Origin of the sequence: Vibrio sp. BS-M-Sm-2, from assembly GCF_041504345.1 — a bacterium.
Taxonomy (GTDB): domain Bacteria; phylum Pseudomonadota; class Gammaproteobacteria; order Enterobacterales; family Vibrionaceae; genus Vibrio; species Vibrio satsumensis.
Map to the genome: position 1 here is coordinate 3,194,914 of NZ_CP167894.1, position 24,799 is coordinate 3,219,712.

General features: G+C 45.0%; 23 protein-coding genes, 1 pseudogene and 1 other annotated feature. Of the genes and pseudogenes, 9 read left to right on the forward strand and 15 right to left on the reverse strand.

All coding sequences use genetic code 11. The annotated features are described in order from the left end of the window. Positions 1-120: 120 nt before the first annotated feature. The 3 genes from AB8613_RS14625 to AB8613_RS14635 form a co-directional block, all read right to left on the reverse strand. Positions 121-702, reverse strand: coding sequence for a septation protein A (locus tag AB8613_RS14625; RefSeq protein WP_285953262.1), 582 nt, complete (start codon positions 700-702; stop codon positions 121-123). Between the two features lie 133 nt (positions 703-835). Continuing rightward, positions 836-1,084, reverse strand: a complete 249-nt coding sequence (locus AB8613_RS14630; protein WP_017069991.1) for a hypothetical protein — start codon at positions 1,082-1,084, stop codon at positions 836-838. Positions 1,085-1,371: 287 nt separating this feature from the next. Then, a complete protein-coding gene (locus AB8613_RS14635) occupies positions 1,372-2,259 on the reverse strand; it encodes a LysR substrate-binding domain-containing protein (protein WP_146492145.1) in 888 nt (295 codons plus the stop codon). A gap of 181 nt (positions 2,260-2,440) precedes the next feature. Here AB8613_RS14635 and hisC point away from each other — a divergent pair, with 181 nt between their 5' ends. Continuing rightward, positions 2,441-3,592 carry a histidinol-phosphate transaminase gene (gene hisC, locus AB8613_RS14640; RefSeq protein WP_285953264.1) on the forward strand — a complete coding sequence of 384 codons (1,152 nt, stop codon included), beginning with the start codon at positions 2,441-2,443 and terminating at the stop codon, positions 3,590-3,592. Between the two features lie 10 nt (positions 3,593-3,602). Further along, positions 3,603-4,376: an ABC transporter substrate-binding protein gene (locus AB8613_RS14645; protein WP_285953265.1), complete on the forward strand. Its 774-nt coding sequence runs from the start codon at positions 3,603-3,605 to the stop codon at positions 4,374-4,376. A 120-nt stretch (positions 4,377-4,496) separates the two neighbouring features. Here AB8613_RS14645 and AB8613_RS14650 read toward each other — a convergent pair whose 3' ends face one another. Next, complete coding sequence (locus AB8613_RS14650; protein ID WP_315897550.1) at positions 4,497-5,816, reverse strand: dicarboxylate/amino acid:cation symporter; 1,320 nt, start codon at positions 5,814-5,816, stop codon at positions 4,497-4,499. A gap of 409 nt (positions 5,817-6,225) precedes the next feature. Here AB8613_RS14650 and AB8613_RS14655 point away from each other — a divergent pair, with 409 nt between their 5' ends. Then, positions 6,226-7,632, forward strand: coding sequence for a nodulation protein NfeD (locus AB8613_RS14655; protein WP_327783700.1), 1,407 nt, complete (start codon positions 6,226-6,228; stop codon positions 7,630-7,632). Positions 7,633-7,714: 82 nt separating this feature from the next. Then, positions 7,715-8,512, forward strand: coding sequence for a slipin family protein (locus tag AB8613_RS14660; protein ID WP_048664711.1), 798 nt, complete (start codon positions 7,715-7,717; stop codon positions 8,510-8,512). Positions 8,513-8,600: 88 nt separating this feature from the next. Here AB8613_RS14660 and trpA read toward each other — a convergent pair whose 3' ends face one another. The 7 genes from trpA to AB8613_RS14695 form a co-directional block, all read right to left on the reverse strand. Continuing rightward, positions 8,601-9,407, reverse strand: a complete 807-nt coding sequence (gene trpA, locus AB8613_RS14665) for a tryptophan synthase subunit alpha (RefSeq protein WP_061018380.1) — start codon at positions 9,405-9,407, stop codon at positions 8,601-8,603. After that, positions 9,407-10,597, reverse strand: coding sequence for a tryptophan synthase subunit beta (gene trpB / locus AB8613_RS14670; RefSeq protein ID WP_060982409.1), 1,191 nt, complete (start codon positions 10,595-10,597; stop codon positions 9,407-9,409). Before trpB ends, trpA begins: the two co-directional genes overlap by 1 nt. A gap of 123 nt (positions 10,598-10,720) precedes the next feature. Next, positions 10,721-12,172 carry a bifunctional indole-3-glycerol-phosphate synthase TrpC/phosphoribosylanthranilate isomerase TrpF gene (gene trpCF, locus AB8613_RS14675; protein WP_372384003.1) on the reverse strand — a complete coding sequence of 484 codons (1,452 nt, stop codon included), beginning with the start codon at positions 12,170-12,172 and terminating at the stop codon, positions 10,721-10,723. A gap of 25 nt (positions 12,173-12,197) precedes the next feature. Beyond that, the gene (gene trpD, locus AB8613_RS14680) at positions 12,198-13,193 is read right to left on the reverse strand and encodes an anthranilate phosphoribosyltransferase (protein ID WP_048607239.1); all 996 of its coding nucleotides are present in this window, start codon (positions 13,191-13,193) and stop codon (positions 12,198-12,200) included. Between the two features lie 9 nt (positions 13,194-13,202). Beyond that, positions 13,203-13,811 (reverse strand): aminodeoxychorismate/anthranilate synthase component II, encoded by a 609-nt coding sequence (locus AB8613_RS14685; RefSeq protein ID WP_017063544.1) that lies wholly within the window; start codon positions 13,809-13,811, stop codon positions 13,203-13,205. Between the two features lie 2 nt (positions 13,812-13,813). Continuing rightward, positions 13,814-15,421 carry an anthranilate synthase component 1 gene (locus AB8613_RS14690; protein ID WP_372384004.1) on the reverse strand — a complete coding sequence of 536 codons (1,608 nt, stop codon included), beginning with the start codon at positions 15,419-15,421 and terminating at the stop codon, positions 13,814-13,816. Positions 15,422-15,546: 125 nt separating this feature from the next. Continuing rightward, positions 15,547-15,661: a sequence feature (Trp leader region), on the reverse strand. Beyond that, entirely contained in the window at positions 15,608-15,733 is a 126-nt protein-coding gene (locus AB8613_RS14695) for a trp operon leader peptide (protein WP_009848753.1), read from the reverse strand. (Overlaps the previous feature by 54 nt.) Positions 15,734-15,853: 120 nt before the next feature. Here AB8613_RS14695 and AB8613_RS14700 point away from each other — a divergent pair, with 120 nt between their 5' ends. The 3 genes and pseudogenes from AB8613_RS14700 to rluB all read left to right on the forward strand — a co-directional run bounded on the left by AB8613_RS14700 (position 15,854) and on the right by rluB (position 18,586). After that, positions 15,854-16,708, forward strand: coding sequence for a PHP domain-containing protein (locus AB8613_RS14700; RefSeq protein ID WP_048659601.1), 855 nt, complete (start codon positions 15,854-15,856; stop codon positions 16,706-16,708). A gap of 62 nt (positions 16,709-16,770) precedes the next feature. After that, positions 16,771-17,392 (forward strand): annotated as a pseudogene (locus tag AB8613_RS14705) (L-threonylcarbamoyladenylate synthase). A 159-nt stretch (positions 17,393-17,551) separates the two neighbouring features. Next, complete coding sequence (gene rluB, locus AB8613_RS14710) at positions 17,552-18,586, forward strand: 23S rRNA pseudouridine(2605) synthase RluB (RefSeq protein WP_017055112.1); 1,035 nt, start codon at positions 17,552-17,554, stop codon at positions 18,584-18,586. Between the two features lie 240 nt (positions 18,587-18,826). Here rluB and AB8613_RS14715 read toward each other — a convergent pair whose 3' ends face one another. From AB8613_RS14715 to yeiP, 3 genes are all read right to left on the reverse strand, one after another. Continuing rightward, entirely contained in the window at positions 18,827-19,309 is a 483-nt protein-coding gene (locus AB8613_RS14715; protein ID WP_017061495.1) for an RNA methyltransferase, read from the reverse strand. Between the two features lie 147 nt (positions 19,310-19,456). Further along, entirely contained in the window at positions 19,457-19,786 is a 330-nt protein-coding gene (locus AB8613_RS14720) for an HI1450 family dsDNA-mimic protein (protein WP_004741258.1), read from the reverse strand. A 10-nt stretch (positions 19,787-19,796) separates the two neighbouring features. Beyond that, entirely contained in the window at positions 19,797-20,366 is a 570-nt protein-coding gene (gene yeiP / locus AB8613_RS14725; protein ID WP_017055115.1) for an elongation factor P-like protein YeiP, read from the reverse strand. 137 nt (positions 20,367-20,503) lie between these two features. Here yeiP and AB8613_RS14730 point away from each other — a divergent pair, with 137 nt between their 5' ends. Continuing rightward, positions 20,504-21,271 carry a hypothetical protein gene (locus AB8613_RS14730; protein WP_017629621.1) on the forward strand — a complete coding sequence of 256 codons (768 nt, stop codon included), beginning with the start codon at positions 20,504-20,506 and terminating at the stop codon, positions 21,269-21,271. An 85-nt stretch (positions 21,272-21,356) separates the two neighbouring features. Here AB8613_RS14730 and AB8613_RS14735 read toward each other — a convergent pair whose 3' ends face one another. Beyond that, complete coding sequence (locus AB8613_RS14735) at positions 21,357-23,720, reverse strand: DNA polymerase II (protein WP_372384005.1); 2,364 nt, start codon at positions 23,718-23,720, stop codon at positions 21,357-21,359. A gap of 425 nt (positions 23,721-24,145) precedes the next feature. Here AB8613_RS14735 and uvrY point away from each other — a divergent pair, with 425 nt between their 5' ends. Continuing rightward, positions 24,146-24,790, forward strand: coding sequence for a UvrY/SirA/GacA family response regulator transcription factor (uvrY, locus tag AB8613_RS14740; protein WP_004729778.1), 645 nt, complete (start codon positions 24,146-24,148; stop codon positions 24,788-24,790). The last annotated feature ends 9 nt before the right edge of the window (positions 24,791-24,799 follow it).

Genomic DNA, 24,799 nt, shown 5'->3' on the forward strand with positions numbered 1-24,799 from the left:
TGACCAGTTTCCGCAACACAGAAAAGCCAACGGCCAATGATCACGAGTATCATTGGCCGCTAGGTATAGCATATTGACAAGAATTGTAACAAAAACGGAATGAGGACTCACCCCTTGGGGTTACTTCTCGTCAGTATTTTTATCAGTTAGCTCTTGCTGCTCTTTTTGTAGCTGTTGATCTTTTGGTAAATGCTTATAGATGTAGGCACCCGTAAGCAGCGTAAATAGTAATGTTGCTATTAGCAGGCCAAACACCTTGAAGTTAACCCACACATCCAATGGTAGGCTGAAAGCAACGTAAACGTTGAGAATGGCACATAGGGTAAAAAATAGAGTCCAAGCCCAGTTGATCTTGCCCCATATGGCATCAGGCAGTGTGATCTCTTTACCCAACATGCCTTTAATTGCTGATTTTCCCATAAGGTGGCTGGCTGTCAGGCCAATAGCGAATAGAGCGTAAACGATCGTCACTTTCCATTTTATGAAGTTGTCGTCGTGCAAGAAGATGGTCATGCCACCAAATACGGCAACCATAAGGAACGTGATGATCTGCATTTTTTCTACTTTCTTGTAGATGAAGTATGTCAAAATAATTTGAACTGCAGATGCAACGATCAAAGCACCAGTCGCTGTATAGATGTCATACATCTTATACAGCGCAAAGAAAATAATGAGAGGAATGAAATCAAGAATTTGTTTCATGAGGCACTGACTATCCAGTTAATTGAGTTGCAGACAGTCTAACGAAAACTGTCTCGATGCTAAATAGCCCGAGACAATTGGGTACTAATTAATTCAATCTAACCGCTCATCGTGTTTAACGAGTTTTAACAGATTATCTCATTGACGAGGTTTGGTAGCGAGGTATCAGCTTCTTGATGTCTTCAAGGTAGCCTTCGCTCTTCAAGCTATCTAAGGTATTTTCGAGTTCTTGCTCACTCATGGCAAAACACGTCGATTTACCCGTTGTTAGATCTAGGTACTCGTGATATTCACGTTCTGTGAAGTGGCCAATTCGATCCATTAGCAGGGTTTTAATTCCATGGTGAATTAAGCCGTAATACGTATGTCTTTGTAAGGTCATAGCCTATCCTCCGTGACAAGCTGCAGTGATAATGATGCAACCTGCTGTATATTGGTTGGGTTATCTATGACAAAGCAATTCGAATGCCATTTTTTCCAATTGAATAGAGCGTCTCCCCAATCAAATAGAATTGAACTTCTTTTCAATTAGTTAAAGGAACGTACGTTCTATTATCTAAACACCAATACGGGGCTGACGGAAAATAGTTTTATTTTGAGAATGGTAAAATTCTCATTATGACGATCTACTGAAGCTTTTAGGCTCCTGAATTGGCAATTTGATAACCGTTAATCGACTAGCCAATCGACTAAGGTTGATAGCGAGGCATTCTGACGGTTTTTGGGTTGTAATAGGAAGTATCCATTTCCCGAAAAGACACTGCCTTCACTCACTTTCACCAATCTACCTAAATCAATATCTTGCGTGGCCAGCGTGATGTCGCCTATGGCAATACCAAACCCTTGAATGGCAGCATTCATAGCTTGATCGAGTGTCGCGAATTGCTGGTTGTTCTTACTTGAAAGGTCGTGGCTTCCTATGTGTTCCAACCAAAGTCGCCAATCACTCTGCTCATTGTTGGCGTGTAGCCAAGTGTATTGGGCAAGCTTGTGTGGCTTGATGATGGTCGACGCGTCGTTGACAAGATGGCTTTTGGTAATGCTTTGCGCTTGGCAGACAGGAGCTAGTTGCTCGTTGAACAGTAGTTGGCTAACAATTGAGTGTTGGTTTGGTTTCTTGCCATAAATAATCACCGCATCGAAGGGATCAAAGCTTGGCTCAAAAACGTGCTTGATGGTCGACGTGAGCTCGACATCAATATCAGGATAGGCCTGTTGAAAGGACATCAACTTAGGCAATAACCAAGAGGTAATACAGCTCGGTGCGTTGAGTTTGATCTTGGAGGGAGAGCTAGCCACTTGATTTAGAGCCGATTGCAGTTGATGAATCGTTCCTTGTATCAAGGGAACCAGTTCTTCTCCTTTCGGCGTTAAAGACAGCCCGCGAGCATGACGATAGAAGAGATCACAGCCAAGGCTTTCTTCAAACGACAACACCTGACGACTGACTGCACCTTGCGTGACATTGAGCTCATGTGCAGCTCGCGTAAAGTTGAGATGCCTTGCCGTAGACAAAAACGCGAGTAAGGTTTTGGTTGAAGGTAGTGTGCGATTCATATCTTGACCTATGATTTTTTATCATGGCTATTATGTGATTATTTCGATTCATTTATCAATAGTGTTCTGTTTGAATGTAAATACTTAATCATCATTTGTGATTCAATATGTGTATAAGTCACATTTTTTGAATATTAAGGCAATGATGAAGACATTGTGATTTTGTGAAAGGGATAGCTTCTTGACATCTTTTATTGATAGCTTAGTACCTCAGGCTGTAAAAAAATTAATACCTTATCAATCAGCTAGAAGAATTGGTGGTGATGGACGTGTCTGGCTAAACGCCAATGAATTGGAAAGCTCGCTGTTTCAAGGAGAAGCAAGTCACAACCGATACCCAGACTTCTTACCACAAGATATTGCTAAGGCTTACCAAGATTACTGTGGCACTGATGCTGCGACTGTTGCCGTTCGTGGTGCAGATGAAGCGATTGATTTGCTGATCAGAACATTCTGTAAACCGGCGAGCGACAACATACTTATCTGTTCTCCAACGTATGCGATGTATGAGTTTTGCGCCGATGCATTGGCGATTAATACCTTGGACTCTCCATTGCAGGAAGACTTCAGCCTGAACGTCGCTGATATCGTGAATAAAGCGGAACTGGCGAATATCGTGTTTCTTTGTTCACCAAACAACCCAACGGGTAATGTGATTCCTAAATTGGATTTGATTCAGGTACTGGAAGGCACGATTGGAAAGTCGCTAGTGGTAGTCGATGAAGCGTATATCGAATTTGAACCACAAACGTCAGCCGTTAGCCTTATTGAACGCTATCCACATTTGGTTGTGATTCGCACTTTGTCGAAGGCGTTTGGATTGGCTGCGGTTCGTTGTGGCTTTATCTTAGCGAGTCAAAATGTGATGCAGTATATCGCGAAGCTGATTCCACCTTATCCGATGCCAGATTGTTCATCTCAAATCGTTTTAGACGCTTTGTCTGATGAACGAGTCTCTGTGATGGAAGACGCGACGCTAAAATTGGTCGAGCTACGTAACTGGTTTGCTTGTGAGTTAACGCAGTTTGATTTCATCGAGTCAGTTTACCCCTCATCGACGAACTTTATTTTGCTACGTCAAAAACCTGGGTATCAAGTGTTCAGTGTATTGGCGAAGGATAGCATTGTGATAAGGAATCAAAACCACGAACCTGCCTTGCGTAACTGCGTACGAATCAGTATTGGTAGCCAAGAGAGCATGCTAGAAGTGATAACGTCACTTACACGCTACCAAACCGAGCTACAACAGACTCAACAAGATCAGCAAAAACGAAAGCATCAACAAGATCAATATATAGAAATTCAATCTCAACTCGATAAAGATCATATCTAGGATGGCAATGATGAAAAAGATAATACTAGGACTCGCTTTTACGGCCGCTTTACTTGGTACAACGGTACAGGCAAAAGAAATCCGTTTGGCGTCAGACTTTACGTATCCGCCATTCAACTACAAAAACAGTGCCGGTGTGCCTGTCGGGTTTGATATTGAGATAGCTGATGCCTTGTGTGAGCAAGCCAAGCTCGATTGTACTTGGGTTTCACAAAGTTGGGATTCGTTGATTCCAAGTTTATTGGCAAGAAAGTCAGATGTGATCATGGCGTCGATGCGTATTACCGAAGAGCGTAAGCGCAAGATCTTGTTCACTGATAAGTACTACCAGACCCCAGCTGTGTTTGTTGCTGCTAAAAGCGCGGAGTTCAGCGTTGATGAGGCAGGCTTAGCAGGCAAAACCATCGGTGTTCAGCAAGGTACGATTCACGATCGCTACGTAACTGACAAGTTTGGCGATGTGGCAAACATTAAGCGTTATACCGGCCAAGATGAAGTTTATCTGGATCTGCAAAACGGTCGTCTAGATCTAACTTTCGGCAACTCAGATCAACTGTCATTGGCTTTCTTAGATAAGAAAGAAGGCGAGGGCTTTGAGTTCAAAGGCAAAGCAGTAACCGACAAAGCCTACATTGGCGAGGGTACGGCGTTAGCATTAAGAAAACAGGATTCAAAACTGGCGAAACAATTCAATGCCGCGATTGAGGAGATCAGATCGAACGGTACCTACGACAAGATCGCGTCTAAGTACTTTACGTTTGATATCTATGGCGCTGATTTATAATTCGTCTAACGCCTAAATTAGAACACCAAAAACAAAAAATCCGAGGGCTGTGAGGCTCTCGGATTTTTTAGTTTAAGCTGGTGGTGCTAATTCAGTCACCACTAGCTTAGCGTTTATTTATTACGCTTGCTGTTTTTGTAGCTCAGCTTCTTTCGTTTCGTCTTCGATTAGAGAATCAACGATTACGGCACATGCTGCATCACCAGTGATGTTTAGAGCAGTACGGATCATGTCGAAGATACGGTCGAGAGCGAACAACAGAGGTAGACCTTCGATAGGGATACCAGCCGCAAGAAGAACTGCAACCACTAGGAAAGAAGGACCTGGAACACCAGCTTGACCAACTGCACCTAGCGTAGACGTTACGATGATAGCAACGTAAGCGCCCATAGATAGGTCGATGTTGAACAGCTGTGCGAAGAAGATAGCCACTAGGCCGTAGTAGATCGCGTTACCAGACATGTTGATCGTCGCGCCAAGAGGCAGAACGAATGAAGCAGTAGAGTTACGAACGCCAAGCTCTTTCTCAACTGTTTCCATTGTTACTGGTAGTGTTGCCATTGATGAAGCAGTTGATAGTGCTACCGCTTGAGGCTTCTTCATTGCTACTAGGAACTTCTTAGCTGAAGTCTTAGTGAAGATTTGAATCATCAGTGGGTAGGCAACAAAGCCGAAAATCAGGATCGCAGCGATGTAAACAATGAACAGTTTGAACACAACCATAAGTGCGCCGAAACCGAAAGTACCTACTGCTTCTGCCATTAGGCCGAATACGCCAAGTGGTGCGATGATCATCACCTTGTTGATCATCCAAACCATAGCGTCAACAATCGCGTTTACGCCATTGATGATAGGGTCACGTTTTTCTTTCGCTTGCTTAGAAAGCGCGATACCAAAGAACAAGCAGAAAACGAGAATTTGCAGAATGTTTGCTTCATTCAATGATTGGAAAACGTTGGTAGGGATCATGCCAGTGATGGTTGCCCAGAACGTTGGAAGTTCGCCTTTCGCAGCGTATTCAGAAGAGAACATGCCTTCAACGCCAGAAACATCGATACCACGACCCGGTTCGAATACTTCACCCATTACCAGCGCTAGTGCTACAGCAAGTGCAGACGTTAGTGCAAAGTAACCTAGTGTTGTTACACCGACTTTACCTGCAGATGAACTGTTGCCCAGACCAGCAGCACCTGAAATCAGTGCAACTGCTACTAGAGGGATAACCAGCATCTTGATCAAATTGATGAAGATAGCGCCCAGTGGAGCGAACATAGTTGCGCTGTCACCCATCATCGCACCGACTACAGTACCGACGATCATTGCAATAACGACTTGAACGCCGATGTTGCTTAGTAAACTCTTTTCTTTTAACACTTCCATAACCTCTGTGCTACTAAATATAAAAATCCCAGAACTACTCACCAATGTACGATGTACCATTGGATTAATATTTCGCGAAGAGTTTTACACGTATCCTTTACATTTATCAATATGAGCAGAGGTGAAAGTCCTCCAAAAATAGGTGGTCTAATGTCATTTATTGATTTTGCACAACAATGCAATCGTTTGCTTTGGTTTTTTATTGCGATGTTATTTGTTGGATTTATAAAAGTCTTTTTGCTGGGTGCTTTGTGAATGATTTCGAGGCGTTGGTATTAGAACTGTTTTGTTAACATTTGGTTTTCATTTTTGGGTGTTTTTTAGTCTGGGGATTTGAGTGAATTGAAAGATGCGTGTTGTGTGAAATTTCGCCTGAACTATGCTTAAGGTATCTATTTATTACCAAGATGTTATCTCTACGCTTTAAATAAAACGTCTATCTAGCATCTCAGTTGTAAGGAGAGGGGCTATGACTTTTATATTAAAGTACTTGTTTGCGTTTTTTCTGTTGTTCAGCTCTGTGTTTGCTCAGGCCGATGATGTCTGGGTTATTGAGGTGAATGGAGGGATAGGTCCCGCGACCAGTGACTACCTCACTAGAGAAATAGAACAAGCTTACGATGAGCAAGCTAAATTCATCATTTTGAAAATGAACACGCCCGGCGGGTTAGATTCGTCGATGCGCGACATTATTCGATCCATCACCACGTCACCGATTCCGATAGCAACTTGGGTTGGGCCCGCGGGCTCACGTGCGGCGAGTGCGGGAACCTACATTCTACTTGCTAGTCACATTGCCTCCATGGCGCCCGGAACTAATTTGGGCGCAGCCACGCCGGTGTCTCTTGGCGGTGGCAAAGCGCCGACTAATCCATTATCACCTCAAGACGATGCCAATAAAGATGATAACGCGTCAGCAAGTGAGCAAGACGAAACGAAACAAGAGAATTCAGACCAAGTAAAAGCCTCCACTGCGATGGAGAAGAAAGTCATCAATGATGCTGCTGCCTACATCGTTAGTTTGGCTAAGCTGCACAAACGTAACGAAGAATGGGCAGAAAAAGCGGTAAGAGAAGCGGCGAGTTTGGACTCAGAGAATGCGCTCGAACTTAACGTGATTGATTTCATCGCGAGCGACCTACAGCAATTGGTTGAGTTGAGTAATGGACGCACCATCATAATCAATGGTGTCAGTCAGGAAGTCCAACTTAGTGATGTTGCTTTTGTCGAGCGAGAACAAGACTGGCGCTTTAGTTTGCTTTCGGTGATCACTAATCCAAATGTTGCTTACATTCTGATGCTAATCGGTATCTATGGCTTGCTCCTTGAGTTCTATAACCCCGGCGTTGGTTTACCGGGTGTATTAGGGGGAATTTGTTTGCTACTCGCCATGTATTCCTTACAAATGCTGCCAGTGAGTTACGCAGGCCTTGCGTTAATTCTATTGGGAATTGCCCTCATGGTGGCAGAAGCCTTTAGCCCGAGTTTTGGTATCTTCGGGTTGGGTGGCGTCGCCGCATTCACTTTGGGCTCGATCATGCTGATGGACACAGAGGTACCGGGTTACCAAATTGCATTGCCGCTAATCATTGGGATCAGTTTGTTCTCTGTTGCCTTTATCGTCGTCACCATATCCATGTTAGTTCGAGTGAGAAGCAAGCCAGTGACTACGGGGATGGAAGCGGTTGTCGGTGATACAGGTAAAGTGGTAAGCGGTTTCCCAGGAGCAGGTCGAGTATTGGTCGAAGGTGAGATCTGGCAAGCCAAATGCGCGAGTGAACTGCAAGCGGGGCAGATTATCAGAGTGACCAAACTGACTGGATTGCTGTTAGATGTTGAGGCGCTGCCCGATGAGACATCATCGAAACCTAGTTAGCACGTATTGTTAGCGTGGAATGCTAGGACAAACTTGATTGAATTATTTATTGCTTAACCATCGTTACCATTAGGGGGCGGTTATGTTTATACACACTATAGGTATTGTCATCGTGCTCGTTATCTTGTTGATAGCCAGTATGTTCAGAGTTCTGCGCGAGTACGAGCGTGCAGTAGTGTTCTTCTTAGGGCGCTTTTACGGTGTTAAAGGACCAGGTTTGATAATCATCATTCCTTTTATCCAACAAATTGTGCGAGTGGATCTACGAACTATCGTTTTGGATGTACCGACGCAAGATTTGATTACTCGAGATAACGTGTCGGTTAAGGTCAATGCTGTGGTCTATTTTCGAGTGCTTGATCCGAAAATGGCGATCAACAACGTTGAGAACTATCTTGAGGCCACCAGTCAACTTTCACAAACAACGTTACGTTCTGTTCTAGGGCAACATGAGTTGGACGAGCTATTGTCAGAGCGAGAAGAGCTCAATAGAGATTTGCAATCGATACTGGATCAACACACCGATAACTGGGGGATTAAGATTGCCAATGTCGAGATCAAGCATGTCGATCTAGATGACAGCATGGTGCGAGCTCTTGCTAAACAAGCAGAGGCGGAACGTTCTCGTCGAGCCAAGGTGATACATGCAACGGGTGAGTTAGAGGCATCAACTAAGTTAAGAGAAGCCGCGGAAGTGCTAAACAAAGCACCTAACGCCATTCAGTTGCGTTACATGCAGACTCTAACCGAAGTGGCGAATGAACGCACCACGACCATCGTCTTCCCGATGCCTGTCGACTTGGTGGATAAGATCACCGACCCCATCAAAGCGACACTTAATGAAGCTGCTATTAAGAAAGCGATGAAAGTGGATGATTAGCTAGCGTGAATGACAAGCAATAAAAACGGCTCCACATCTGTGGAGCCTTTTGATATTTGAAGAGTTAGTTCTATTTATTGACCGTAGATTACTTTTGCGTAGCCGCTTTCATTGGCGTAACAAACTCAGCAAGTGCTTTAAGCATTGCTTCTGGTTGTTCAACGTTGTTTTCAATGATTTTTACGACCGCTGAGCCAGAGATCGCACCGGCAGCGCCAGCTTCGATGGCTTCTTTGACTTGCTCAGGAGCCGAGATACCGAAACCAAGCAGTGCTGGTGGCGCGTCAAACTTGTTCAAACGATCAAGCAGTGCGGTTACTGGCATGTTTGCTTTGGTTTCTGCACCCGTTACGCCAGCACGAGAAAGTAGGTAAGTGTAACCACCACCTAGCTCAGAAACTGATTGAAGCGTCTCATCACTTGCTGTTGGTGGAGCAATAAAGATTGGGTGAACGCCAAACTTCTTCGCTGCCGCAACAAACTCGCCACTTTCGTTAGTTGGTACGTCAGCAATCAATACTGAATCGATACCCGCATTAGCACAACGCTCGTAGAAGTTCTCGATACCACGTGCGTAAACCAAGTTCGCGTACATCAGTAGGCCAATTGGTAGCTCTGGGTATTTCGCGCGGATTTGTCCAATAAGATCAAAACACACATCAGGTGTTACTTTAGAATCTAACGCACGAATGTTCGCACCTTGGATTGTTGGGCCATCAGCCAGTGGATCAGAGAACGGAATGCCAAGTTCAAGCGCATCAGCCCCCGCTTCTACCAGCGTTTCCATGATCTTAAGTGATTGCTCAGGGTTAGGATCGCCAACCGTTACGAATGGTACAAATGCGCCCTGATTCTTTTCAGCTAAGCGAGTGAAGAGTGATTGATAGCGATCCATTATAATGCTCCTTTCTCTTTAAGAATGTCGTGTACAGAGAAAATGTCTTTGTCACCACGGCCAGATAAGTTAACTACCAATAGTTGTTCTTTCTCTGGGTCGTCGTGAGCCATTTTGATTGCATGAGCCAAAGCATGAGATGACTCTAGCGCTGCGATAATACCTTCGTTACGTGCGATAGCTTGGAAAGCTTCTAGTGCTTCGTCATCAGTCACGTTGTCGTATTCAGCACGGCCAATGGCATTTAGGTGCGCGTGTTGAGGACCAACTGATGGAAAGTCTAGACCCGCAGAAACAGAGTAAGACTCTTCCACTTGGCCATTTTCATCTTGCATTAGTGGTGCTTTCATACCGAAGAAGATGCCGGTTTTACCGTGTTTAAGCGGCGCGCCGTGTTGGTCGGTATCAATACCTTTACCTGCAGGCTCAACACCGATTAGGCGTACAGACTCTTCTTCAATGAAGTCAGCGAACATACCGATAGCGTTTGAACCACCGCCGACACAAGCGATAACCGCATCAGGAAGGCGACCTTCACGAGCTAGAATTTGGTTCTTCGTCTCTTCACCAATCATGCGTTGGAAATCACGAACAATCGTTGGGAATGGGTGAGGACCCGCAGCCGTACCCAGTAGGTAGTGTGCGTCTTCATAAGTTGCAGACCAGTCACGTAGCGCTTCGTTACATGCATCTTTTAGCGTTGACGAGCCAGAATGAACAGGGATAACCTCTGCGCCCATTAGCTTCATGCGGAACACGTTCGGGCTTTGACGTTCAACGTCTTTTGCACCCATGTAAACACGACACTTCAGACCTAAGAGAGCACAAGCTAGAGCCGTTGCAACACCGTGTTGGCCTGCGCCAGTCTCAGCGATGATTTCCTGCTTACCCATGCGTTTTGCTAGCAATGCTTGACCAAGTACTTGGTTTGTCTTGTGGGCGCCACCGTGAAGTAGATCTTCACGCTTAAGGTACAGTTTGGTTTTTGTGCCTTTAGTTAGGTTACGAGTCAACGTTAGTGCCGTTGGACGACCAGCGTACTCTTGAAGAAGCGTCATGAATTCACTGCGGAACTCAGGATCGGCTTGCGCATCGATAAATGCTTGTTCAAGTTGGTCTAGTGCTGGCACTAGGATCTGCGGTACGTATTGACCACCGTATTCACCAAAGTAGGCATCGAGTTTAGCCATTGTGTTATTCCTTCAATTCTATTGATGTGTATTCACACCAAGTCATTTAATCTTGCTTGAGCTCCGCAAAAGGCAAAGCCCACAAATAAGTTTCTAGTGATTAGGCTCGTAATTTAGAAAAGCTTAGTAATTACGAATCGCTGTAAAAGCGCGTTGCAGTTTGTCTGCGTCTTTTTTACCTGGAGCTGATTCAACGCCAGAGTTTAGGTCTAATCCTAAGCAGCCTAACTTAGCCGCTTGGTTAGCATTTTCTGGATTTAGACCACCAGCCAACATGATTGCGCTTTGGTTATTGATTAGGCTCCAATCGAACGCTTGACCAGTACCACCTGTTTGAGAACCCACTTTAGTATCTAGTAGGTGACGAGTCACGTTGCTTTCCAGTAATTCTGGTAGTGAGCTTTTAGCACCGGAAGCAGCACCAGAAGCAACACCGTAAGCTTTCCAAATCTCAACGCTTTCAGGCAGTGATTGCTTTAGTTCATCGACAAACGCTTGAGACTCGTCACCGTGCAGCTGCACAGCGAACAGGCCTAGCTCAGAAACCGTTTTTGCCACGTCAGTAACGCTATGGTTTTGGAACACACCCACGTAGTTCAAAGGTGCGCCACTCATGGTTAAACGAGCCGCTTCGATATCCACATGACGTTTAGACGCTTCAACGAAAATCAAACCACCGAAGACTGCACCTGCTTGATACGCTTTCGCGGCATCGTCAGGGTGGGTTAAACCACACACCTTATTTTCACCGAGTGTCACTTTACGTACCGCAAGTTCAAGGTTCTTTTCAGCCATCAGAGAGCTGCCGATTAGGAAGCCATCTGCAAACGTTGAAAGGTCACGAACTTGTTGGTGAGTGTAGATACCAGACTCTGAAATCACGACTGCGTTTGGAGCCAGTTCACGAATCAGCGGAGCCAACTCTTTGGTACGATTCAAATCAGTCGAAAGGTCACGAAGGTTACGGTTGTTAATGCCGATCACTTTTGCTTTTAAAGAGACTGCGCGATGAAGTTCTTCTTCGTTGCTGACTTCGGTTAGCACACCCATGTTGAGTGAATGTGCGACTTCCGCCAGCGCTTTGTACTCTTCGTCATCCAATACCGATAGCATCAACAAGATTGCGTCAGCTGAGTAGTGACGAGCTAGGTACACTTGGTAGGTATCAACCATGAAGTCTTTACACAAAATAGGCTGCTTAGCAATGCTGCGAACCTTAGGTAAAAACTCAAAGTCACCTTGGAAGTACTTCTCGTCTGTCAGCACTGAAATCGCGTTTGCGTGGTTGTTGTAAACTGATGCAATGTAGTCCAGGTCAAACTCGTCACGAATTAAACCTTTTGACGGAGAGGCTTTCTTACACTCAGTGATGAAAACGGTTTGCTCACCACTCAGAGCATCATAAAAGCTGCGGTCTGTTGAAGTTAGTGACGCTTTAAATTCGTTTAGTGGTTGAGTCTGCTTACGCGCTTCAACCCATTGGTATTTATCACGAACGATTTTTGCTAATACTTCCGCCATTTCAGCTTCTTTGACTGAAACGTGGGTCGACAGTTTATCGGTAGTCTGTGTCATGTTCTTTGTCTCAATTCGTCGTTCGTTAGGCGTGAGCAGCAAGCTTTTGCACAAGCTCGTAAGCTTTACCTGAGTTCATCGCGTCAATTGCTTGTTGTGCGTTGGCTTTTAGATCTTCATGACCAAATAGACGCATCAGTAGAGCAACGTTGACTGCCACTGCGCCAACTTGAGCATCAGTGCCTTTACCCGTCAGTATATCGGTTGTGATGGCTTTGTTTTCTTCTGGCTCGCCGCCCTTGATTGCTTCAAGAGGGTGAGTGTTCAAACCAAAGTCAGCCGGAGTTACGGTGTACTCGTGAATCTCGCCATCTTTAATTTCAGCAACGATAGTCTCGCCATGAATCGCCACTTCATCTAGGCCACTACCGTGAACAACCGCAGCACGCTTCATGCCCATTTGCAGCATGGTTTCTGCGATCGGGCGAACCAACTCTTTGCTGTAAACACCCATTAGCTCGATGTTAGGGCGAGCAGGGTTAATCAGTGGGCCAAGAATATTGAAGATAGTGCGCGTTTTCATTGTTTGACGAACCGGCATCGCGTGACGTACACCAACGTGATACTGCGGAGCAAATAGGAATGCTACGCCAAGTTCATCAACAGCAGTACGTGTGTCTTCTGCTGTCATCGCTAGGTTGATACCGAATGAATCCAGTAGGTCGGAAGAGCCTGATTTGCTCGATACACTACGGTTACCGTGTTTCGCGACTTTTAAGCCACACGCTGCGGCAACAAATGCAGAAGTCGTCGAGATATTAATGGTGTTGTGACCGTCGCCACCTGTACCTACGATGTCTGCGAAATCGTAATCAGGGCGCGGAAACGGGTTTGCATTCGCAAGCAGTGCTTTCGCTGCACCTGCGATCTCATCGGGCGTTTCGCCTTTGATTTTTAGTGCCGTTAGCGCAGAAGCCATCAAGATTGGGTCAAGTTCGCCCTTGATGATCACATCAAACAATTGTTGGCTTTCTTCTTGAGTAAGAGACTGCTGTTCGTAAAGTTTATTAATCTGTTCCATGATCGTTTCCTATTTTCCAGTCTTTTCAAGGCGAAGAGGTTTCTCAAGAGCCCATTCGATAGCGTTTGCTAGAAGCGTTGCACCGTAGGTCGTCATAATTGATTCAGGGTGGAATTGGAATCCACAAACCTTGTCTTGTTCTTGAACTACAGACATCACCAAATCATCGACTTCAGCTGTCACCGTTAGGCTATCGGATACATGCGTTGCCACTAAAGAGTGGTAGCGAGCGATAGCCAGTGGCGAAGGTAAGCCTTGGTAAGTCGCATGGTTTTGGTGTTCCATCATTGACACCTTACCATGAATAATTTCGCCTGCGCCTGCAACGGTACCGCCATAAGCTTCAACGATCGCTTGGTGGCCTAAACAAATGCCAATCATTGGTACTTTGCCTTTTAGCAGCTGAATCAGCTCCGGCATGCAACCGGCATCCGCTGGGGCGCCAGGGCCTGGTGAAAGTAGTGCAACAGGGTTGTCTAATTCATTGATCGCCGCTTCAACTACCTTTGCGGGAATGTTGTTACGGTAAATCTTAACGCTGTGACCTAATGAACGAAATTGGTCTACAAGGTTGTAAGTGAACGAGTCGAAGTTATCGATGAATACAATATCAGCCATGATTACGACTCCTTCTTATTTGATGAGTGTTGGTTTGTAGCAGAGCTCTTAGTATGCGCTGCTTGAATCGCAGAGATGACCGCTTGAGCTTTGCCGCGAGTCTCATCCGCTTCTGCTTGTGGGTCTGAGTCGAATACTACACCAGCGCCAGCTTGTACTTGTGCCACGCCATTTTCAACGTAAGCAGAGCGAATTACGATACAAGTATCCAGAGTACCTTCACCTGTTAGGTAACCGACTGCACCACCGTAGCTACCACGACGCGTTTTTTCTACATCACGAATAAGCTGCATTGCGCGGATTTTTGGTGCGCCCGTTAGCGTGCCCATGTTCATACAAGCTTGGTAAGCGTGAAGAGCATCTAAGTCTTCGCGTAGCTGACCAACAACACGAGAAACCAAGTGCATTACATGGCTGTAGCGGTCTACTTTCAACAAGTCTGCTACGTGGCGAGTGCCAGCTTCCGCGATACGTGCTACATCGTTACGCGCTAGGTCGACTAGCATCATGTGTTCTGCGTTTTCTTTCTTGTCGGTGCGCAGTTCAAGCTCGATACGGCTATCTAGGTCGAAATCGATTTGACCATCAGGACGCTTACCGCGACGACGAGTGCCCGCAATTGGGTAGATCTCGATTTGGTTGGTTTCAGTTTCGTACTTCAGCGCGCTTTCTGGAGAAGCACCAAACAGAGTAAATAGCTCATCTTGCATGTAGAACATGTAAGGGCTTGGGTTGCTTTGCTTAAGTTCTTTATAAGCCGCCAGTGGAGCAGGGCAAGGTAAAGTAAAGCGGCGTGAGGGCACCACTTGGAATACGTCGCCTTTAACTACGTACTCTTTTAAATCACGAACCGTTTGGCAGAAGTCTTCATCTGAAACGCTCGGTACCGCTTCAACGTTGTCGAGCGGCGTTACTTCAGTGATTGCTTTCAGTGACTGGCACTGAGTTTGAATGTCGGCTAAACGGTCAGTTAATTGCGCTTTGATACTGTCATCTTGAGCGAACAAGCTCGCATGAAGTAGGCCTTCGTTCTCTTGGTGGTCGAAACGCAATAGTGTTTCCGCAACGTAGAATACAAAGTCAGGACAATTGTTGGTTGCTTCAGCATCACCTAGCGGTTCAAAGTTAGCCACGATGTCGTAAGCGAACAAGCCCGCCATGAATAGCGCGTGTTTGTTATCTGCGTCTTGCTCAAAGCTGTGCTGAACCAAACGCAGTGCATCGAATGAAGAGGCTTCTCTTAAACGTGAGTCTTCGTCTAATTCGTTGCTTGGTTCGACAAAAGTCAGCGTCAAAACGTTATCGGTTAGGTCAGATTTTATTTCTGCTTTCACGTTTTGAGTGAGATTTTTGATAAGCGCTTGACCGTTTTCAGTCAATGCTTGAAAGGTTACTTCATGTCCGCGACATACGATACGAACAGCAGAGTCGATAAGGAGCAGGCTTGTTAGGTTCTGTTTGGATTCAATCTCAGCCGATTCCAACAGCAAACTGTCTGTTTTGTTTTCACACAGAGTATGAAAAACGCTGGTTGGATCTTGCGAGTAAGGAACTGATGAATTGATGACCTCAATGGTTCCCAGCTTTTTGATTTCAATGGCCTTGTTCACAAGACCTCCTTTATGATTCTTTAAATTTCCTGCCGTACATAGTCGCATAAAGATACCTTTCACCCAATCTAGAATATGGTCAATTCGATGATTTGTTAGTCAGTTGAATGTGAGATGTTCGACAAATTAAAAAGCCCGCTATTAAAGCGGGCTTAGTGATAACTTTTTTATAAACAAACTGTTTAACTAGAAGTACACGTTAGCCCACCAAGAACTTGTCCAAGTGCGCCACCAATTAAGCTCAGAGCTTGCTTCTACTGAAGAAAGTTCTAAAACTTTATCTTTATGGTTTTGGTTAAATTCTTGTAACATGGTGAACCTATCAAATGTGATACTTCGTATTTGTGTACTAGTTAACTAGTTTTGCGCTTGCAGGTCAAGTGCGTTGGCACAAATATAACGATAAAAATTAAAAACAATGAAAAAGAATATATGAGAATTGATCTACATAGTCATACAACAGCCTCAGATGGCCGACTTACTCCACCTGAACTGATTGACCGAGCGTTAGGCTTTAACATCGAAGCGTTAGCGATTACAGATCATGACACGACTGATGGGCTTGCTGAAGCACGCAGCTATATTGCTGATAACAACCTTCCTATTCAGCTGATCAACGGCATTGAGATTTCGACCGTTTGGCAAAACAAAGATATTCATATTGTTGGGTTAAACGTTGATCCTGAGTCACCAGAACTCAAAGCGCTCATTGAGCAACAGAAGCAACACCGTATTGGACGCGCAGAGATGATTGCTCAACGTCTTGAGAAAGCGACTCGTGAAGGGGTGCTAGAAGAAGTTAAATTGATTGCAGGTGATGCGCCTATTACTCGCGCTCACTTTGCTAAGTGGTTAGTCGACAACGGCTACGCAAAAACCATGCAGCAGGTGTTTAAAAAGTTTCTTACTCGCAATAACCCAGGTTATGTGCCGCCGACGTGGTGCTCAATGAGTGATGCTGTCACGGCCATTCATGCTGCTGGTGGCCAAGCCGTACTCGCTCACCCTGGGCGATATGGCCTTACAGCCAAGTGGGTTAAGCGCTTGCTAGCTGCATTTGTTGAAGCGAAAGGGGATGCGATGGAAGTCGCTCAACCTCAGCAAGCGCAACAAGAAAGACGCACACTCGCGGATTATGCTATACAATACAAACTATTAGCCTCCCAAGGCAGTGATTTCCATTACCCATCTCCGTGGATGGAACTTGGACGTAATCTCTGGCTACCTTCTGGGGTCGAAGAAGTATGGAAAGATTGGGAGTTTCAAACGGTTTCACCATCTGAATAGTCTTTAGGTGAACCAGCTCCTTCTGATGATAGAGTCGAGAGATTCGATAACGAGGATCAACAATGAGCCAGTTTTTTTATGTACACCCAGATAACCCACAAGCACGCTTAATTACTCAAGCGGTTGCGATTATTCGTAATGGCGGCGTAGTGGTTTATCCAACAGATTCCGGTTATGCGCTGGGCTGTCAGCTTGAAAACAAACAAGCACTTGAACGTATCTGTAAAATTCGTCGCATCGATGACAAGCACAACTTCACGTTGTTATGCCGTGATCTTTCTGAATTATCACTGTATGCACGCGTCGATAACGTGGCTTTCCGTCTACTGAAAGCACACACGCCAGGTGCTTACACGTTTATCTTTAAAGCAACCAAAGAAGTACCAAAGCGTTTGATGAACGCCAAGCGTAAAACGATTGGTATTCGTGTCCCAGACAACAAGATTGCACTCGACTTGTTGGAAGCGATGGGCGAACCACTGATGTCGACGTCATTGATTCTTCCGGGTAACGAGACAACTGAGTCGGATCCAGAAGAAATTCAGTGACAGCCTAGAGCATGCGGTTGATGTCATTTTGAATGGTGGTTACTTAGGTGAGCAACCGACGACGGTTATTGACTTTAGTGATGATGATGCCGTGGTTCTACGTCGTGGTGCTGGCGATCCTGCGCCGTTTGAATAATCGCTTTACTGATTAACAGTCTGTAACGATACAGCAAACCTGCCAGAGTAAATAACAAGTGCTTTTTGGCAGGTTATTTGCGATAATACGCGACCGCGATTTGGTCGCGAAAAATTCATTCGACGTCTGTGAAGACGACAATTAGGTAGAAAAGAGTAAATGAGCGAAAAATTACAGAAGGTTTTAGCGCGAGCTGGTCACGGTTCTCGTCGTGAGCTAGAAGGTTTAATCAAATCTGGTCGTGTAAGTGTTAACGGTCAAGTTGCGAAACTGGGCGAGCGTCTTGAAGACGAGAACTCAGTGATCCGTATCGATGGCCATACTGTTTCAGGCAAGGCTTCTGAAGAAGTGGTTTGTCGTGTACTTGCTTACTACAAACCTGAAGGTGAGCTTTGTACTCGTCACGATCCTGAAGGCCGCCGTACTGTTTTCGATCGTCTACCTAAGATCCGTGGTTCTCGTTGGATTTCAGTTGGTCGTCTTGATGCAAACACATCGGGTCTTTTGCTTTTCACTACTGATGGTGAACTTGCAAACCGTCTAATGCACCCAAGCCGTCAGGTTGAACGTGAGTACTTAGTACGTGTGTTTGGTGAAGTGACTGAGCAAAAAGTAAAAAACGTTACTCGTGGCGTACAACTTGAAGACGGCATGGCTCGTTTTGAAGATGTGGTTTACGCTGGCGGTGAAGGTATGAATCATACTTTCTACGTAGCGATTAACGAAGGTCGTAACCGTGAGGTTCGTCGTCTTTGGGAATCTCAAGAAACAACAGTAAGCCGCCTGAAACGTGTACGTTACGGTGATATCTACCTTGATAAGAAACTGCCTCGTGGCGGTTGGAAAGAGCTAGATCTTCAAGAAGTTAACTACCTGCGTGAGCTTGTTGAGCTTAAGCCAGAGAAAGAGACTTTGTTGGATCTTGATCCTTCAAACACTTCTCGTAAGCGTGAGCGTTCTCGTAGCCAAAAAATTCGTCGTGCTGTTAAGCGTCACGAAGAGCGTGCAAACGCACCAAAAGGCCGTAGCAACCAAACTAAACGCAAGAAGCCTGCAACTCGCGGTACTACAACACCTGATTCAGGTCGTAGTGCTCCAGCTGCAAACAAAGGCAAACCTCAGGCTAACAAAAGTAAGCCTAAGCTGAACAACGGTCGTCCGGCTAAACCAGCTAAGCCAAGAACACGTCAGTAATTACGTAAGTTCTTACGCGTAAGCTTCATTAGCTGAAAGCACTGAATACTAAAAACCTGCTCATTGAGCAGGTTTTTTTACGTCTGAAGCAATAGAAGATGAGGGATGCGAATAACCGAGTATCGAAAACATGCTGCTATAAACGACAGTAAGCGTGCCTTTCGTGTACGCGCATCTATAATCTGCTCGTATTTCGTATTTCGTATTTCGTATTTCGTATTTCGTATCTCGCATCTTTGACTATTTATGATTCGAGAAGTTATCGCCTTTCGCCAGTCGGTCGTAAAGCACAACATTCACTGATGCCGCTAGATTCATGCAGCCGTTGGTTGGAACGTAAATCGTCTCACGACAGAAGTCGGTGATCTCTTTCTTTAGCGTGCCATCTTCTGGGCCAAAAATGTAAAACGCACGTGGTGGGTGCTTGTAATCAGGTAGTGGCTTAGCACCTTCAATCAGATCAACAGCAACCGGCACGCAGCCTACTGGAATAATATCTTTCAGCTCTTCAACACCAATTAAAGGCAGGGCTAGGTGCTTTTCTTTGGTGTCGGTATGGAATTTTCGCGCATGGTCGTAGCGTGTACCAGTGTAAAACACAGAGTTGGCGCCGTAGCAGCCAGCTGCTCGCATTACAGAGCCTACGTTTTCAGGCGTCTTTGGGTTAACTAGGCCAATGCAGGCATAGCCTTTTGATTGTGTGTCTGTTTTTGCTTTGGTCATAATCAGTGAATCTAAAGTTGATGATGAAAGTGAGTAATCACGATGAGAAATGGCGTGATAAAAATAGCCGAGCAATCGGCTCGGCTAACTTTTAACTCGCTTACATGAATACTTGTTTACTCATGCAGATGAGCGTCAACAGCGGTATTAGTCGCGTTTCCACAGCATGTGACAGAACTTATGTTCTGGGTCACGGCTGATCAGCATGCGAGCAAATACGTCGTCTAGAACGTCATCAGCTTCATTCACAAGACCAATGCGCACTTCAGCGTAGATTTCTTTGTCGACTTCAAAGCCAACATGTTCAACCCAATCATCGCCAGTTTCAACAAGCTCTGCTGCGCCACGATCTTCAAACTGAGCCGTGAAAAGAATCACGTCTGCAGGTTCTAGGTTGTCAGGTGCCATCTCTAGAAAGATGTCGTATGCAGTGTCAATTGCGTCGTCATAAGACATTAGGTCGTTAGCTTCGGTCATAATAAGTATCTTAGCTTGCGCGGTTCATGTATTTACGTTCAGCAGTGTTTACTACTACTTTGTCGCCAGTCGCGATGTATTCAGGTACTTGAATAGTAAGACCTGTAGAAAGACGAGCAGGCTTAGTACGAGCAGACGCTGATGCACCTTTGATTGAAGGGTCAGTCTCTTCGATAACTAGCTCAACAGATGTTGGAAGCTCAAGCGTTGCAGCGTTGCCATCGATAAGGATCGCGTACATGCCTTGAGTTTCTTCGTTGATGAACAGTAGTTCGTCTTCGATTGTTTCACCGTTGAAGATGAATTGTGTGTAATCTTCGTTGTCCATGAAGATGTACTCGTTGCCATCAACGTAAGAGAACATTACTGCACGCTTGGTTACGTCGATAGTTTCAACGATTTCGTCAGCCTTGTGGCGAACTTCAGTTTTAACGCCAGTTGCTACATCGTTACCACGGAAGCGGTAAATTTTTTGGCCGCCGCGGCCGCCTGGTGTTGTTACTTCGATATCTTTAACGATCACTGTTTTGCTTTCTACTGTGATAGCAAAACCTTTTTTAATTTCACTTGCTCTAGGCATTTTGTGTTTGTCCTTATTGGGTCTATCCGCTGATTATATCTCGGAGATGCTATAAATAGGAATAGCTTGAATCATAAAGTCACCTAAGCGATCATAGAGTCACAGTTAAATCATGATTTTATTTGCCGAAACGACCTATGCAGCTACCTGTTATTGACCCAACACAGCCTTTTCAACCTGAATTCCAACCTGTGGTTAACGATCTGATTACCTTCTTAAAAGGTGGGTTAGGTTCTAATCTACACAGTGTCTATATTTATGGCAGTGTCGCTCGCAAGCAAGCCGTTGTCGGTCGCTCAAATCTTGATGTGGTTGTGGTGACACACCGCCCGTTTCCTGATCAGCGAACCACGCTGTTGAATACCATTAAATGGCGCTTCCAAAAAAGCTTCCCGCAGGTTACTCAAGTCGCAATTAAAACCACCTTAGTGAGCGAGATAGTCGATTTCGACAATATCTTCACTTGGGGCTTTATGCTGAAGCATTTGGCCGTGTGTGTGCACGGTGAAGATCTATCGGATTGCTATGGCGATTTTGAAACGAGTTGGGAAATTGCCAAGCATTGGAACATGGATGCGGAAAACTGGTTAGCGGTGTATCGCAACAAAATTGCCCGAGCAACAACACCAGAACAACAAGTGGCCGCGCAAGTGATCATTGCCAAGAAGCTGCTAAGAGCGAGCTACTCTTTGGTGATGTATCGCGATAAGTATTGGTTTGATGATCCTGTCGAATGTGGCCAACAGTTCTTGAAGTATCACCCAGATAGAGAAGTTGAAATTCAACGATTGGGCATTTTACTTTCTGGAAGAGCGATTCCGAAACGTTCGGTTATCGGCATTCTGGATGGTTTTGGAGAGTGGCTGGTTAAGCAATATCAGAAAACAGAGTTTCGAATCGGATAGAGCTTCGTAATCTATCGATATAAAAAAGCAGAGCGAATTGAACATTCCTCTGCTTTTTTGTTTTGATGAAACCTCGACAATAATCTTAGAATAGACCTAACTGCTGCCCGCTGACTCTCTCAAAATCTAAACCGATGAAGGGCAAAATAGCCTCTGCGACCGGTTTAATCTGTTTGTCGATGTAATGCTGATAATCGATACCGCTCTTTAAATACTCTTTCGGCTCAGGGCCACTCAGAGTAATCAAATACTCAATACGCCCTTTGTTCTGGTATTGAAGCGGACGACCAAGCTGAGCGTTGATCTCGTCGGCTAATCTTGCGGCGCGAACTTGTGGCGGAATGTTCTTCTGGTACTCATGCAGTTTACGACGTAGACGCTTCTGATAAACCAATAAATCATCGTGTTTACCTGCTGAAGTCTCATCAACAAACTGTCTCACGTAGTCAGTTGGGTCTTGGTCGTGAAATACCATCTCATACAGGGTTTGTTGGAATTGCTGTGCGAGAGGTGTCCAATCGGTGCGCGCACTCTCTAGTCCTTTAAAGATGATCTTCTCTTTATCACCTTGAGTGATTAAGCCCGCATAACGTTTCTTCGAGCCTGTTTCTGAGCCTCTAATGGTTGGCATTAGAAACTTGCGATAGTGAGTCTCGTATTCCAATTCGAGTATAGAAGTCAGGTTGTAGGTTTCTTTTAAGTGGTTCGTCCACCAATCGTTGATGTAAGCGACCAGTGCGTTTCCGATCTCGTCTGCTTTTTCCTGATCATAGCTGCCGTTCAGAGACACGAAGGTTGAATCTGTGTCCCCATAAATCACTTGATAGCCTTTATCTTCGATCAGAACTTTAGTTTGCTTCATGATCTCATGCCCACGCATGGTGATAGAGGAGGCCAAGCGCGTATCAAAGAAACGGCAGCCAGACGAACCTAACACCCCATAGAATGAGTTCATGATGATCTTAATCGCCTGAGAGAATGCTTTTTCGTTGTTCTTCTTCGCAACATCACGTGCTGCCCAGAGGTTTTCAATCATCTCAGGCAGAAAGTGTTTAGAGCGGTGGAATTGCCCACCGCGAAAACCATCAACCGCTTGGTTTTCGTCTGGACCTAGTTCCAGTTTCAATCCTTCAATAAGCCCCATAGGGTCAATCAAAAACGAACGAATGATGGACGGGTATAGGCTTTTAAAATCGAGTACCAGAACTGAGTCATACAGGTTAGGAATAGAATCCATTACGTAGCCACCGGGGCTGGCAATCCAGTTCTCCGGCTCTAAGTTAGGTGCGACATAACCCGCTCTGTGGATTTGAGGAAGATATAAATTAGTAAAGGCAGCAACAGAGCCACCAACGCGATCCAGCTCTACACCGGTTAATCGAGAGCGCTCAATGGCGAAGTCGAGTAGGTGAGTGTGCTCGAAGATGCGGTTTACTAGCACACAGTCTTGAAGGTTGTACTTGGCGAGTGAAGGCTTATCGAACTTAAACATCCGGTTGATCTCATCCATACGGTCATGAACGTTGTGGATGTCTTTGCCTTCACCAAGTAGCTCTTGCGATACCGACTCCAGCGACCATGAGCGGAAGTGATAGGTCGCCGTTTTAAGCATATCGATACCATCCAAGACAACGCGCCCGGGAATAGTGATAAAACCTTGTTGATTTTGTGCCGAACTACGGAAAAAGCTCGGTTGATTGTCTCTGCCGATGTTGAGCTTCACTTCGTTCCATTCTGAACGTTTGTGCAGCAGCCTAAAATCGAAGTCAATAACGTTCCAACCAATGATGATGTCAGGATCAAATTCAGAGAACCAAGCTATCATTGCTTCGAGTAGCGCTTTTTCGTTGGCTACCCATTGGATATTGGTTTCAGCTCGTTGTGGTTCGCCGACCATGATCACTCGACTGTCCATCGGGCTGTCTAGGCCAATTGAATAAAGCACGCCTTTTTCTGAACACTCAATATCAAGTGAGACCACTGATAGGTTGGGTAAGTAATCACCTGCTCGGCATTTTGCGCTTGAGACTCGACGATACTTATTTTTTTGCGTACCAGATCCGGTGAACTCAATACTTCCCTTGATAAATCGTTCCATCAGATATCGATCGGCGAGTCGAATATCGCTTTCAAAGGTTTGGATTTCTTCGTTGTGAAAGGCTTGCGCTAAACCAAAACTACTTCTCGACAGAGATGTATAACACGCGGCTAGAGGCGTTTGCTCGAATGTGGCTAGCCCTAGAGGCTTGAATTTGCAATTGATTGACTCTTTCGCTGCGATAGCCTGACACGCTTCTACATCAGCTTGCGCGACGAAAAATACAGGCTTTTCATTTTGAATTGTCAGTAGAGTAGGGCCTTGAGGGGTGCTTAACCACAAGTCGATTTGCGTGCGCCCTGAAAAGTCTCTTGCTTGTCTTGTGAGCACAAAGCCTTGCTGAATATCCAATGTAGTAACCTATTGAAATTGGGAATCGAATATTACCACCTAGCGACCCTCTGCGCACAACAGGCAGCAAAAATACTAACTAAATTCTAGTTAACAGAGCCAAATAACGGGACTCTATAAGCAAATAAGTGAAATTGTCGAGAATGGTTATTCAATGGTATTGAAAATATCTTTATCTTGTGTAATTTTATTGGGTGTTGTTTTAACTGATTGATTTTTAGAAAAAGCTTGTTGTTTTAGTTAGTTTATTTGTTAATAAGTACTTGCTAAAGTTCGTGTTTCAGCACATATTCAACAGAGCTTTTTTTAGTAATTAAGTTAAGATGTACTCAATGCTGCGATCCACTGTTCCTTTGTTTAATTGTTTCAAACAGATGAAACGACACAGTGGTTGCAGAGCCAATTAATAGTGTGGAGATACAAGTTTGATAAATGTTTTCCTTGTAGATGATCACGAGCTGGTTCGCACAGGGATACGACGTATTATTGAAGACGTCCGTGGAATGAACGTAGCAGGGGAAGCTGAAAGCGGTGAAGATGCTGCAAAATGGTGTCGTACTAACAATACTGACGTTATTTTGATGGATATGAATATGCCTGGTATTGGTGGCTTAGAAGCAACCAAGAAAATCTTGCGTTTCAACCCTGATGTTAAAATCATCGTTTTAACTGTTCATACGGAAAATCCGTTTCCAACTAAAGTGATGCAAGCTGGGGCTGCTGGTTACCTTACTAAAGGAGCAGGTCCGGATGAAATGGTAAATGCAATTCGAGTGGTTAATAGTGGCCAACGATACATTTCACCAGAAATTGCGCAGCAGATGGCTTTGAGCCAATTCTCGCCTGCGTCTGAAAATCCATTCGCAGACTTATCTGAACGTGAACTTCAAATCATGATGATGATTACCAAAGGTCAGAAAGTGACGGATATTTCAGAACAACTCAATCTAAGTCCTAAAACAGTCAACAGTTACCGCTACCGTTTGTTCAGCAAGCTGGATATCAGTGGCGATGTAGAGCTGACGCACTTAGCGATTAGACATGGAATGTTAGACACTGAGACCCTTTAACACTGAGAT